This window comes from Pseudomonas fakonensis (assembly GCF_019139895.1).
In the GTDB taxonomy this organism is placed as follows: domain Bacteria; phylum Pseudomonadota; class Gammaproteobacteria; order Pseudomonadales; family Pseudomonadaceae; genus Aquipseudomonas; species Aquipseudomonas fakonensis.
Map to the genome: position 1 here is coordinate 4,921,369 of NZ_CP077076.1, position 13,167 is coordinate 4,934,535.

Consider the following 13,167-nt stretch of genomic DNA (forward strand, 5'->3'; position numbering starts at 1 on the left):
CTGTGCAGCCCTTTCGCGACACAAGGCCGCACCTACAGAAAACGCGGCCCCTGTAGGAGCGGCCTTGTGTCGCGAAAGGGCCGCAAAGCGGCCCCAAAAATCAATGATCCAACGCCTGCTGCAAGGCCACCCCGGCCCCCAGCAACCCGGAAAACTCGGCCGTCACCAGCCACACCGGCACGCCGGCGAAGTAGCCGCTCATGCAGCCCTTGTCGGCGAAGCTTGCCGCAAAACCACTGCGCAGGAACAGCTCGGCGAAACGCGGGATCACCCCACCGACGATGTATACACCGCCACGGGCGCCGAGGGTGAGTACGTTGTTGCCCGCCACCCGGCCGAGGAACCGGCAGAACTGCTCGACCACGGCCAAGGCCCGGGGCTCGTTGGCCAAGGCCGCGTCGGTGATCTGCGCCGGGGTCTTGTGCTTGGGCGTGTCGCCATCCAGCGCGCAGATGGCCTGGTAAAGCCGCACCAGCCCGCCACCGCTGAGCACGGTCTCGGCGCTGACATGGCCGATCTGGCGGTGAATCTGCTGATGGATCGCCGCCTCGCGGGCGTTGCCCACTGGCAGGTCGACATGCCCGCCCTCCCCCGGCAATGCCATCCAGTGCTGCTCGCCCAGGCGCAGCAGGCTGCCGACGCCCAGCCCGGTACCCGGGCCGATCACCAGCGCCGGGCGTGCAGGGTCGGCCTGGCCGGCGCAGACCTCGCGGTACTCGCCGTGCTGCAGGCGGGTCATGCCCAGGGCCATGGCGGTGAAGTCGTTGACCAGCAACAGGCGCTCCACCTGCAGGGTCTGGCAGAACGCCGTACGGCTGAGGCGCCAGTGGTTGTTGGTGAAGCGGAACTCGTCGCCGTCCACCGGCCCCGCCACCGCCAGGCACACCGCTGCCAGCCCGCCACGGGCGATGTGCCGGTCACGCAAGTAAGCCTCGATGGCCTGCTCGGGGCTGGTGTAGTCGGCGGTGGCGAACACCTGCACCGCCTCCAGCCGGTTGTCCCGCCACAAGGCGAAACGTGCGTTGGTACCGCCAATGTCACCCACCAGCAAAGCCTTCATTCAAGGGTCTCCAGCGCCGAGGTGAAGGCGCTCGCACCCTTCTCTGCCGGGCTGAACGCCATACGCATGAAGCCGAACAGCTCGCGCCCGCAGCCCAGGTCGTTACCCTTGGGCGCTTCAGGCAGGTCACGGCTGGCCAGTTCTTCGGCCGACACCATCACCCGCAGCGTGCCTTCGACACCATCGACCCGTACCCTATCACCATCGCGCACCCGTGCCAGCGGGCCACCGTCAAACGCCTCGGGGCACACGTGGATGGCTGCCGGGATCTTGCCCGATGCGCCAGACATGCGCCCGTCGGTGACCAACGCCACCTTGAAGCCGCGGTCCTGCAGTACACCAAGGAACGGCGTGAGCTTGTGCAGCTCGGGCATGCCGTTGCAGCGCGGGCCCTGGAAACGCACCACGGCGACGAAGTCGCACTCAAGCTCGCCGGCCTTGAACGCATCAGCCAGCGACTGCTGGTCGTGGAACACCCGTGCCGGGGCCTCCACCACCTGATGCTCGGGAGCCACGGCAGAGACTTTCATCACCCCGCGGCCCAGGTTGCCTTCCATCACCCGCAAACCGCCTTCGGCGGAGAACGGCCGCGCCACCGGGCGCAGGATGCTTTCGTCGAGGCTCTGCTTCGGGCCTTCGCGCCACACCAGTTGGCCGTCCTCCAGGAACGGTTCCTGGGTGTAACGGCGCAGGCCGTGGCCGGCCACGGTGTTGACGTCCTCGTGCAGCAGCCCGGCATCGAGCAGCTCGCGGATGAGGAAGGCCATGCCGCCGGAGGCCTGGAAGTGGTTGATGTCGGCCTTGCCGTTGGGATACACGTGCGACAGCGTCGGCACCACCTCGGAAAGGTCGGCCATGTCCTGCCAGGTGAGCTGAATGCCCGCGGCCTGTGCAATGGCCGGAATGTGCAGGGTGTGGTTGGTCGAGCCGCCGGTGGAGTGCAGGGCGACGATGGAGTTGACCAGCGCCTTTTCGTCGACGATCTCGCCGATCGGCATGAAGTTGCCGCTGGCCTTGGTCATGCGCGTGACCTGGCGCGCGGCCTCGGCGGTGAGCGCATCGCGCAGCGGGGTGTAGGGGTTGACGAACGAGGCGCCGGGCAGGTGCAGGCCCATCACTTCCATCACCAATTGGTTGGTGTTGGCAGTACCGTAGAAAGTACAGGTACCGGGGCTGTGGTAGCTCTTCATCTCCGACTCGAGCAGCTGCTCACGGGTGGCCTTGCCCTCGGCGTAGCGCTGGCGCACGTCGGCCTTCTCTTTGTTGGAAATGCCCGAAACCATCGGCCCGCCGGGCACGAAAATGGTCGGCAGGTGGCCAAAACGCAGCGCGCCCATCATCAGGCCCGGGACGATCTTGTCGCAGATACCCAGCATCAGGGCGGCGTCGAACATGTTGTGTGACAGCGCCACCGCCGTGGACATGGCGATCACCTCGCGGCTGGCGATGGCCAGCTCCATGCCCGGCTCGCCTTGAGTGACGCCATCGCACATGGCCGGCACGCCGCCGGCGAACTGGCCCACCGAGCCGACCTCGCGCAGGGCCTGTTTGATCTGTTCGGGGAAGTGCTGGTACGGCTGGTGCGCCGAGAGCATGTCGTTGTAGGCCGAGACGATGGCCACGTTGGCCGCGTTCATCAGCCGTAGGGTCTGCTTGTCGTCGCCGCCGCAACCGGCCACGCCGTGGGCGAAGTTGGCGCACTGCAGGCTGGCGCGCATGGGGCCGTCACTGGCCGCGCCGCGGATCAGCTCAAGGTAGCGTTCACGGGTGCGGCGGCTACGGGCGATCAGCCGTTCGGTGACCTCAAGGATGCGCGGGTGCATGTATCGACTCCAGGCTAATAGGGGCGGCTTCACCGGGCATTGTCCCTCCAAACGATTGCGGCCTAGGCTCTGGTAAGGCACTGCTGGCGCAAGCGTGGAGCGGCTTCCCGACCACTCGTTGTAGATTTAACAAAATACTGCCACTAAAAAGGCTTGTTTTCTATCTGCCAGTGAATAATCTTGTAATTCCAATAACAAAACCGTTTCAGTGAAGCTGCTCTTTTTGCCACAGGCTTCACCCGACTGCCAGAGGTAACGCCATGACCCTTCGCATCGCCATCAACGGATTCGGCCGCATCGGGCGCAATGTCCTGCGCGCACTCTACACCCACGGTTATCGCCAGGACCTGCAGGTCGTCGCCATCAACGACCTGGGCGACAGCGCGATGAACGCCCACCTGCTCAAGTACGACAGCGTCCACGGCATTTTCGATGCAACGGTTGCAGCCGACCACGAAAGCCTCACCGTCAATGGTGACCGGATTGCGGTCAGCGCCATCCGCAACCCGGCAGAGCTGCCCTGGAAAGCCCTGGCCATCGACGTGGTGTTCGAGTGCACCGGCCTGTTCACCGAGCGCGCCAAGGCCGCCGCGCACATCACCGCCGGCGCCAGCAAGGTGATCGTCAGCGCCCCGGCCAAAGGCGCCGACGCCACCGTGGTGTACGGGGTCAACCACGACGTGCTGCGCGCCTCGCACCAGGTCATCTCCAACGCCTCGTGCACCACCAACTGCCTGGCCCCGGTGGCCCAGGTGCTGCACCGCGAGTTCGGCATCGAGCAGGGCCTGATGACCACCATCCACGCCTACACCAACGACCAGGTGCTCACCGACGTCTACCACGGCGACCCCTACCGCGCCCGCTCGGCCACCCAGTCGATGATCCCGAGCAAGACCGGCGCCGCCGAGGCGGTGGGCCTGGTACTGCCGGAGCTGGCCGGCAAGCTCACCGGCATGGCGGTACGGGTGCCGGTGATCAATGTATCGCTGGTGGACCTCACGGTGAACCTCAAGCGCGAGGCCACGGCAGAGGAGGTCAACCAGGTGTTCCTCGAAGCCAGCCGCCACTCCCGCGTGCTGGGTTACAACACCCTGCCGCTGGTGTCGTGCGACTTCAACCACAACCCGCTGTCGTCGATTTTCGACGCCAACCACACCCGCGCCAACGGGCGCATGCTCAAGGTGCTGGCCTGGTACGACAACGAATGGGGCTTCTCCAACCGCATGCTGGACAACTGCCTGGCGTTGTTCAGGGCCAAGTGACCTAGTAGGCCTTCACGATCCCTGTAGGAGCGGCCTTGTGTCGCGAAAGGGCTGCGCAGCGGCCCCAAAAGCTGCGCATCATTCAATATCGCCGGGGCTGCTGCGCAGCCCTTTCGCGACACAAGGCCGCTCAGGGGGCTGTCATGACACTCTTTACTCTTTAGTGACATTTTTACCCTTGACCTGCCACATGGATGATAAGCATTATCATTCACCCTCAAACGGCCAGGTCCCCCCGTGAGTCAGTCCCGGTTCAATTCAGTCTTCCTCAACCAGCGCCTCAGCCTGCTGCGCACGCTGCAGCGCATGGTCGGCAACCCGAGCACCGCCGAGGACCTGCTTCAGGAAACCTACCTGCGGGTCACCCGTGCGCTGGGCGAGCGGCCCATCGAGCACCTGGAGCCGTTCGTGTTCCAGACCGCCCGCAACCTTGCCCTGGACCACCTGCGCGCCCGCCGGGTGCAGGCGCGCATGCTGGTGGAAGACGTGCCCGAGCAAGTGCTGCACAACGTCGCCGCCCCGCTGGGCAGCAGCGAGGACGCCGCCCAGGCCGAACAGTTGCTCAAGCACCTGAGCATCAGCCTCGGCCAACTCACCGAGCGCCAGCAGCAGATTTTCATCCAGAGCCGCCTGCACGGCGCCAGCTACCTGGAAATCGCCGAAAAGCTGAAGGTTTCGGCCAGCACGGTACAAAAGGAATTGAAACTGATCATGGCCATCTGCATGGGCGTGGCCGACCGTCACCAGTGACGCGACCACTCGCCGCGCCCGCACGCAAAGGCCTTGCCATGCGCCGGGCCTGCACGGATCATGCGCAACACATGCTGCCCCCAAGGACCCACCGTGACCGACCAGCCCTCCGATCGCCCGACGCCCGCCGAGCCTGACGCCCGCGCCCGTGCCCGCAGCGAGGCGATGGACTGGCTGATCCGCCTGCAGTGTGCCAGCGCCGAAGACACCGAAGCCTTCGAGCACTGGCTCGGCGCCGAGCCGGAAAACGCCGAAGCCTACGTGGAAGCCGAGGCGCTGTGGAACGGCGCCCCGCTGCGCCAGGCCGCAGGCGTGTTGCACGAGCAACGCAAGCGCTCCCTCGGCGGGCGCCTGCGCAGCCACTGGAAGCCCCTGGCCACGGCCGCCGTGCTGCTGCTGGGGCTGTTCACCTTCGGCAACTTGCCGGTGCGCCTGCAGGCCGACCACCTCACGGTGGTCGGCGAGCGCCAGCGCCTGCAACTGGACAACGGCGCCAAGGTACTGCTGAACACCAACTCGGCCTTCGCCAGCGAGGTGCGCGACGGCCACCCGGTGGCCCGGCTGCTGCAGGGCGAGGCGTACTTCGAGGTAGCCGGCCAGGGCCAGCCGCCGCTGGAGGTGCAAGCCGGCCCGCTGCGCGCCAGCGTGCGCGATACAGACTTTGCCGTGCGCTACCTGGACGGCGAGGCGCAACTGCGGGTACAGCGCGGCGATGTCGACCTGCAGGGCAGCGCCGACCAGCGCATTCGCCTGAGCGCAGGCGAAAGCATCAGCGTCGGCCCGGCAGGCTTCGGTCCGCGCCAGCGTCCCGACATGCGCCAGGACCTGGCCTGGGTCGATGGCCGGCTGATCTTCGAGAACTGCCCGCTGAGCCAGGTGCTGGCCGAAGTGCGGCGCTACTACCCTGGCTGGATCATCAGCCACAACGCAGAACTCGAACAGGTGGCGGTGACCGGCAACTACCGCCTCGACCAGCCGCTGGAAACCCTGCGCGCCCTGGCCCACATCACCTCGGCGCAGCTGCATGAATACCCTGCGCTGGTCATTCTCAACTGACCACAAAGTTTTTTTACGCGATCACCACAGCCTGCCCGTCTCGTTATAGCCAATACGATTGATTCTCGTTCGAAACCCTCGAAACCGGGAACAGCCAACGCCTATAACTTGCGCGACAGGGAGCGCTTTCGATGTTTTCAGGTCCTACCCGCCCGTCCACTTCCCCCCGCCGCCGTGGCCAGTTGTCCCTGCTGACCCTGGCACTGCTCGCCAGCGGTGCCTGCGGCCTGCCGGCCATGGCCGCAGAGCCCTCCCAGACCAGCAGCCCGCGCATGGGCGACTACCGCTTCGCCATCGCCCAGCAGCCGCTGGTAGCGGCCATCAACGCCTTCAGCCAGGTAACCGGCTGGCAGGTAGGTTTCAGCGCCGAGCTGGCCGAAGGCGTCGCCTCGCCGGGCGTGCAGGGTTCGCTGGCGCCGGAAGCCGCGCTGCAACGCCTGCTGCAAGGCACCGGCCTTGGCTACCGCAAGATCGGCAACGGCAACGTGGTGCTGGAGCGCCAGGCGGTCGGCAATGCCATCGCCCTGCAACAGATGACCGTCAGCGCCACCCGTAGCGCCCAGGATGTGAGCCAGGTGCCCAGCACTGTCAGTGTGCAGACCCGCGAGCAACTGGACCGGCAGAACGTCAACGACATCAAGCAGCTGGTGCGCTACGAGCCGGGTGTCTCGGTGGGCGGCGTAGGCCAGCGCAGCGGCCTGAACGGCTACAACATCCGCGGCATCGACGGCGAGCGGGTATTGACCCAGGTCGACGGCGTGTCGATCCCCGACAGCTTCTTCTACGGCCCCTACGCGCAAACCCAGCGCAATTACGTCGACCCCGAGATCGTCAAGCGCGTGGAGATCCTGCGCGGCCCGGCCTCGGTGCTGTACGGCAGCAACGCCATCGGCGGCGCGGTCAGCTACTTCACCCTCGACCCCGACGACATCATCAAGCCCGGCAAGGATGTTGGCGCGCGCCTGAAGACCGGCTACAGCTCGGCCGACGAAAGCTGGCTGACCTCCGCCACCGTGGCCGGGCGCCACGGCGACTTCGACGGCCTGCTGCACCTGAGCCAGCGCAACGGCCACGAGACCGAATCCTACGGCAACCATGGCGGCACCGGGCTTGAACGCACCGAAGCCAACCCGGCCGATGCCCGTACCACCAACGTGCTGGCCAAGCTCGGCTGGAACTACGCCGACGACGCGCGCCTGGGCCTGACCTACGAGCACTACAAGGATGACCGCGACCAGAACCTGCTCAACGCAGTGGGCGGGCCTTTCGTTCCAGGTTTCCCGGCATTCAACTCCTACCGCATGCGCCAGGGTAACGACACCATTACCCGCGAGCGGGTGGGCATCAACCATGAGTTCGGCCTCGATAGCCTGCTGGCCGACCACATCAAGTGGAGCCTGAACTACCAGATCGCCAAAACCGACCAGCGCACCGAAGAAATCTATGCCGCCGCCGGCCGGCAGACCTTGCGCGATCGCCAGACCACCTACAAGGACCGCCAGTGGGTGCTCGACGCCCAGTTCGACAAGGCCTTCAGCCTCGGCGCCACCGAGCACCTGCTGACCTATGGCACCACCATCAAGCACGAAAAGGTCACCGGCCTGCGCCAAGGCACCGGCACCTGCCTGAACGTCGGCGGCGCCTGCACTGCAGTCGGCCAGATCATCACCAACGACAGCCAGGTGCCGGTCAGCGACTTCCCTGACCCGACCATCAACACCTACAGCCTGTTCGCCCAGGACGAGATCCGCTGGAACGACTGGACCTTCCTGCCGGGTGCGCGTTACGACTACACCCACCTGAAGCCGGAAATGACCGACGAGTTTCTGCGCGGCGTACAAGGCAGCCTGGGGGCAGGCCCCAGCGACTACGACGACTCGGCCAAGAAATGGCACCGCGTGTCGCCCAAGCTGGGCGTGACTTATGCGTTCAATGACAACTACACCTGGTACGGGCAGTACGCCGAAGGCTTCCGCACACCGACCGCCAAGTCGATGTATGGCCGCTTCGAGAACCCGACCCTGGGTTACAGCGTGGTGCCCAACCCGAACCTCGAACCGGAAAAGAGCAAAAGCTACGAAACCGGCCTGCGCGGCAACTTCGAGGCGGGTAACTTCGACGTGGCGGTGTTCTACAACAAGTACCGCGACTTCATCAACGAAGATGCGGTCAAGGCCTCGGACCTGACCTCGAAGTTCCAGGCCAGCAACATCAAGCACGCCACCATCAAAGGTGCCGAAATCAAGGGCCGCCTCAACCTCGACCACTTTGGCGCGCCGCAAGGCCTGTACACCCAGGGCTCGATTGCCTACGCCAATGGCCGCAACGACGACAACGGCCAGCCGCTGAACAGCGTCAACCCGCTGACTGGCGTGTTCGGCCTGGGCTACGAGCAGCCAGGCTATGGCGGCTTGTTGAGCTGGACCCTGGTCAAGCGCAAGACCCGCGTCGACGACACCACCTTCTTTGCCCCCGACGGCGCCAGTTCGCAGTTCCGCACCCCGGGCTACGGCGTGCTCGACCTGACCGGCTTCTACAAGGTGACCGACGACATCACCGTCAACGCAGGCTTGTACAACCTCACCGACAAGAAGTACTGGCAGTGGGATGACGTGCGCGGCTACGACGCTCAGGGCGAAGCGGCGGTGACCCAGCCGGCCAACCTCGACCGCCTGACCATGCCGGGGCGCAATTTCGCCATCAACCTGGTGTGGGATATCTGACCCCTGCAGGTTGAAAACCCTCGCGGGGCAAGCCCGCTCCCACGCCACCGTGGGAGCGGGCTTGCCCCGCGATCTTTTTCAGACACACGTGTTTTTTTACTGCCCAACGCCCCCTTCTTCGTCTTGTCACTAGACGCCCTCATTACTCAAGGACCGCCCCATGACCGATCGCCCAGCCCCGCGCTCCCAGCGCCTCAACCAGGTGACCCACGCCCCGCACACCGAGCTGGACGCCCTGGTCAAGTCGCACAAGCCGTTCGACAGCCGCGAAAGCTTCGCCCGCTTCGTGGTCGCCCAGTACCTGTTCCAGTCCGAGCTGCAGGCGCTGTATACCGACCCGCAACTGATCGCCATCGTCCCCGACCTGGCCCAGCGCTGCCGCGCCGAACAGGCGCGCCTGGACCTGGCCGACCTCGACACCGAAGTGCCTGCGCCAGTCGCCGGCGCATTGCAAAACCCGAGCCTGGGTGAAGCCCTGGGCTGGATCTTCGTCTCCGAAGGCTCCAAACTGGGCGCCGCCTTTTTGATCAAGCGTGCCGTGGCCCTGGAGCTGTCCGAAAGCTTCGGCGCCCGCCACCTCGGCGAGCCGGCCGGTGGCCGTGCCGAAGGCTGGAAGCAGTTCACCCGCATGCTCGACAGCCTGCAGCTGTCGGCCGAGGAAGACGCCGCCGCCGAACGCGGCGCGGTCGCTGCCTTCGAGCGCTTCACCGAACTGCTCAAAGCGGCCTACGCGGCCGATGCCGCACTGGCCTGACACGCTTTACCCGGCCGCCTGCGGGCGGCCGCACCGTTGCAGTGAGACCATGACCCGAATCGCCCGCTCCAAACTCGCCCGCCTGCTCTACGCGATCCTGGCCTATGTCAGCCTGGGCATTGGCCTGGTGGCCATCGTCATTCCGGGGCTGCCGACCACCGAGTTCATCCTGCTGGCCGCCTGGGCCGCCACCCGCAGCTCGCCGCGGCTGTCGGCGTGGCTGGAGAACCACCGTTTGTTCGGGCCGATCCTGTACAACTGGCGCAACGGCAAGGTGATCCAGCGCCGGGCAAAAGTCAGCGCCACGCTCAGCATGCTGCTGTGCGCAGGGTTGATGCTGACCTTCCTCGAGCACCACTGGCCGGTGTTCCTGGCTATCGGCGGCATGGCCCTGGGTAACCTGTGGATCTGGTCGCGCCCCGAGCGGCCGACCGCGCCGGGTTCCGTCGCGCAATAATTTGCACCTGCGCCGCAGATGGTCTGAAATGGGATCCACGAAGGAGGATCCTGCATGCAGCCGTTGCTCGACACCATCGCCCATTCCCTGAACCTCACCCCCACTCCCGTACGCTGGCATGGCATTGGCGCCCTGCCCTCGGCGTTCGCCGTCAGCGAACTGGCTGCCGCCAGCGTTGGCGCCTGCGGCCTGGCCCTGGCCGAACTGCTGGCAGGGCAACTGGACAGCTGCCCGCTGGTGCAGACAGACCGCCGCCTGGCTTCGTTCTGGTTCGCCGGCAGCCTGCGCCCGCAGGGTTGGGAGCCACCGCCGCTGTGGGATGCCATTGCCGGCGACTATCAGGCCCGCGACGGCTGGATCCGCCTGCACACCAACGCCGTGCACCACCGTGCTGCGGCCTTGCAGGTGCTGGCCTGCGAGGCCAGCCGTGAGAGCGTCGCAAGGCACGTGGCGCAGTGGGATGCCGATGCCCTGGAAAGCGCCGTGGTGGCCGCCGGCGGCTGCGCCGCGCGCATGCGCAGCTGGCTCGACTGGTGCGACCATCCACAAGGCCAGGCGGTGAATGCCGAGCCGCTGGTATTGCGCGAAACGTTCAACGCCCCGCCACTGGCCTGGCAGGGCAGCGAAACCCGGCCGTTGGCCGGCATCAAGGTGCTCGACCTCACGCGCATTCTCGCCGGGCCCATCGCCACTCGCCTGCTGGCAGCTTTTGGCGCCGAGGTGCTGCGCATCGACCCACCGGGCTGGGACGAGCCTTCGGTGGCTGCCGAGGTAACCCTGGGCAAGCGTTGCGCGCGCCTTGACCTGCGCAGCGACCAGGGCCAGGCGACTTTCCGTCAGTTGCTCAGCGAGGCCGATGTACTGGTGCACGGTTACCGCGCCGACGCCTTGGAACGCCTGGGGCTTGGTAGCGAAGTACGTCGCAAGCTCAATCCCGGGCTGGTCGATGTCAGCCTGAACGCCTACGGCTGGAGCGGCCCCTGGCAGCAGCGGCGCGGCTTCGACAGCCTGGTGCAGATGAGCAGCGGCATCGCCCACGCCGGCAAACGTTGGCAACAGGCCGAAAAGCCCGTGCCGCTGCCAGTGCAGGCGCTGGACCATGCCACCGGCTACCTGATGGCGGCCGAGGCGATTCGCGGTTTGGGTGAACGGCTACGCAGCGGCCAGGCTTGCCGCTCAAGGTTTTCCCTGGCGCGCACGGCGAAACTGCTGATCGAACGGGGGACGGTCGAAGAAGACTTGCCGTTGGCGGCAGAGTCGACGCAGGACATCGCCACGTTCACCGAACACACGCCCTGGGGCGCGGCGCGGCGGCTCAAGGGGCCGTTGCAGGTGGGTGAAGCGGTGATGGGCTGGGAGCGGGGTGCTTGCGAATTAGGCTCGGCTTCAGCCCGCTGGTGAAGCTACCGGCCCTATCGCCGGCAAGCCGGCTCCTACAGCTACCGCGTCCCTTGTAGGAGCCGGCTTGCCGGCGATAGGGCCGTCACAGGCTCAACACCCCGCTATACAGCGCATAAGCCGCCACGCCAGCACCTGCCAGCACCCCGGCGAAGATCAGCTTCTCCCACCCGGTGAACAAGCGCTGCCCCTGCTCATGCTTGGCCCGGGCGAACAGCACCACCCCCGGCGCATACAACAGCGCCGACAGCAGCACGTACTTGAGCCCGCCGGCATACAACAGCCAGATCGCATACACCAGCGCCACCCCCGCCACCAGCAGGTCCTTGCGCCGCAGCCCGGGCTGGCCTTCATAGCTCTCGCCGCGCAGCGCCAGCAGCACCGCGTAGGCCGCCGACCAGAAGTACGGCACCAGAATCATCGACGACGCCAGGTAGATCAGGCTGGTGTAGGTGCCTGCCGAAAACAGCGTGATCAGTAAAAAACCCTGGATCATCACGTTGGTCAGCCACAACGCATTGGCCGGCACATGGTTGGCGTTTTCCCTGGCCAGAAAACGCGGCATGGTGCGATCGCGAGCGGTGGCGAAGAGAATCTCGGCGCACAGCAAGGCCCATGACAGCAAGGCCCCGAGCAGCGATACCGCCAGCCCGATACTGATCAGCAACGCCCCCCAGGGCCCGACGATATGTTCCAGCACCGAGGCCAGCGACGGGTTCTGCAGGCCGGCCAGTTCCGGCTGGGTCATCACCCCCAGCGACAGCACGTTGACCAGCACCAGCAACGCCAGCACCCCGAGAAACCCCACCACCGTGGCCTTGCCCACGTCCGAGCGGTGCAGCGCCCGGCCCGAATACACGCTGGCGCCCTCGATGCCGATGAACACGAAGACGGTCACCAGCATCATGTTGCGCACCTGCTCCAGCACGCTGCCGAACTTGGGGTTGCTCAGGCCCCAGATGTCCCGGGTGAAGATGTCGGCGCGAAAGGCAAAGGCGGCGATGACGATGAACATCAGCAGCGGCACCACCTTGGCCACGGTGGTCACCTGGTTGATGAAGGCTGCCTCCTTGATGCCGCGCAGCACCAGAAAGTGCACCGCCCACAGCAGCAGCGAGGCGCAGCCGATGGCCAGCGGCGTGTTGCCCTCACCAAAGGCGGGGAAGTAAAAGCCCAGGGTGCTGAACAACAGCACGAAGTAACCGACGTTGCCCAGCCAGGCGCTGATCCAGTAGCCCCAGGCCGACGAGAACCCCATGTAATCGCCAAAGCCGGCTTTGGCGTAGGCGTACACCCCCGAGTCCAGCTCGGGCTTGCGGTTGGCCAGGGTCTGGAACACGAACGCCAGCGCCAGCATGCCCACCGCAGTGATGCCCCAGCCAATCAGCACCGCGCCCACGTCGGCGCGTGCGGCCATGTTCTGCGGCAGCGAGAAAATGCCGCCACCGATCATCGAACCGACCACCAGGGCGATCAACGCACCAAGGCGCAGCTTCTGTCCGGGTTCGCTCATCGCGCCTCCATTGGCTGGTGTGTATTGCCGGCGAAACACCCGCGCGCTGCATATAACTGTAACAGCTTGTTTATATCAGGCAGGGTAATCAAAGCTATAGCACTCATAACGGGAATGTCTATGAAGACCAACTAACTCATTGGGTTTTTACGCAACTTCTGCTGCCGTTGCGGCAGACCCCAAGGTTTTTTGTGAAAAATTTGCCAAACAGCTAAAAGCGACTAGCTTGAAAGTTCGCAGGCGACACGGAGCGTTTGCTCTAAAAAGGCATGGAGGTGCCAGCGCAAAGGGCCTGCAGCACAGCTGTCGGTATCCTCCAGGAGCCACGCGAAGGATTTTTCCCTACCTTCACGTGGGCATGAACTGATCCA

10 protein-coding genes are annotated in these 13,167 nt (G+C 65.6%); 7 read left to right on the forward strand and 3 right to left on the reverse strand.

The features are described 5' to 3' along the window. Positions 1–100 precede the first annotated feature (100 nt). Together KSS94_RS21675 and edd are read right to left on the reverse strand one after the other, a co-directional pair. The gene (locus KSS94_RS21675; protein WP_217840103.1) at positions 101–1,060 is read right to left on the reverse strand and encodes a glucokinase; all 960 of its coding nucleotides are present in this window, start codon (positions 1,058–1,060) and stop codon (positions 101–103) included. Next, positions 1,057–2,883, reverse strand: a complete 1,827-nt coding sequence (gene edd / locus KSS94_RS21680) for a phosphogluconate dehydratase (RefSeq protein ID WP_217840104.1) — start codon at positions 2,881–2,883, stop codon at positions 1,057–1,059. Before edd ends, KSS94_RS21675 begins: the two co-directional genes overlap by 4 nt. A gap of 260 nt (positions 2,884–3,143) precedes the next feature. Between edd and gap the strand changes: the two genes are divergently transcribed. From gap to KSS94_RS21715, 7 genes are all read left to right on the forward strand, one after another. Next, a complete protein-coding gene (gene gap / locus KSS94_RS21685) occupies positions 3,144–4,145 on the forward strand; it encodes a type I glyceraldehyde-3-phosphate dehydrogenase (protein WP_217840105.1) in 1,002 nt (333 codons plus the stop codon). Positions 4,146–4,382: 237 nt separating this feature from the next. Beyond that, on the forward strand, positions 4,383–4,895 hold the full coding sequence (locus KSS94_RS21690; RefSeq protein WP_217840106.1) for an RNA polymerase sigma factor: 513 nt from the start codon (positions 4,383–4,385) through the stop codon (positions 4,893–4,895). Positions 4,896–4,988: 93 nt separating this feature from the next. Beyond that, positions 4,989–5,951 (forward strand): FecR family protein, encoded by a 963-nt coding sequence (locus tag KSS94_RS21695; protein ID WP_217840107.1) that lies wholly within the window; start codon positions 4,989–4,991, stop codon positions 5,949–5,951. A gap of 131 nt (positions 5,952–6,082) precedes the next feature. Further along, positions 6,083–8,674 (forward strand): TonB-dependent receptor, encoded by a 2,592-nt coding sequence (locus KSS94_RS21700; protein WP_217840108.1) that lies wholly within the window; start codon positions 6,083–6,085, stop codon positions 8,672–8,674. A gap of 160 nt (positions 8,675–8,834) precedes the next feature. After that, the gene (locus tag KSS94_RS21705; protein WP_217840109.1) at positions 8,835–9,428 is read left to right on the forward strand and encodes a biliverdin-producing heme oxygenase; all 594 of its coding nucleotides are present in this window, start codon (positions 8,835–8,837) and stop codon (positions 9,426–9,428) included. 49 nt (positions 9,429–9,477) lie between these two features. Beyond that, positions 9,478–9,885, forward strand: coding sequence for a YbaN family protein (locus KSS94_RS21710; RefSeq protein WP_217840110.1), 408 nt, complete (start codon positions 9,478–9,480; stop codon positions 9,883–9,885). Positions 9,886–9,939: 54 nt separating this feature from the next. Then, positions 9,940–11,286, forward strand: a complete 1,347-nt coding sequence (locus KSS94_RS21715; protein WP_217840111.1) for a CoA transferase — start codon at positions 9,940–9,942, stop codon at positions 11,284–11,286. Positions 11,287–11,368: 82 nt separating this feature from the next. On the opposite strand, the gene arcD is transcribed toward KSS94_RS21715, so the two are convergent. Next, entirely contained in the window at positions 11,369–12,796 is a 1,428-nt protein-coding gene (gene arcD, locus KSS94_RS21720; RefSeq protein WP_217840112.1) for an arginine-ornithine antiporter, read from the reverse strand. Positions 12,797–13,167 lie beyond the last annotated feature (371 nt).

Coding starts and splice junctions, on each gene's coding strand:
- KSS94_RS21675 (WP_217840103.1), bottom strand. CDS start 1,060: ATGAAGGCTTTGCTGGTGGGTGACATTGGCGGTACCAACGCACGTTTC.
- edd (WP_217840104.1), bottom strand. CDS start 2,883: ATGCACCCGCGCATCCTTGAGGTCACCGAACGGCTGATCGCCCGTAGC.
- arcD (WP_217840112.1), bottom strand. CDS start 12,796: ATGAGCGAACCCGGACAGAAGCTGCGCCTTGGTGCGTTGATCGCCCTG.
- gap (WP_217840105.1), top strand. CDS start 3,144: ATGACCCTTCGCATCGCCATCAACGGATTCGGCCGCATCGGGCGCAAT.
- KSS94_RS21705 (WP_217840109.1), top strand. CDS start 8,835: ATGACCGATCGCCCAGCCCCGCGCTCCCAGCGCCTCAACCAGGTGACC.
- KSS94_RS21700 (WP_217840108.1), top strand. CDS start 6,083: ATGTTTTCAGGTCCTACCCGCCCGTCCACTTCCCCCCGCCGCCGTGGC.
- KSS94_RS21710 (WP_217840110.1), top strand. CDS start 9,478: ATGACCCGAATCGCCCGCTCCAAACTCGCCCGCCTGCTCTACGCGATC.
- KSS94_RS21715 (WP_217840111.1), top strand. CDS start 9,940: ATGCAGCCGTTGCTCGACACCATCGCCCATTCCCTGAACCTCACCCCC.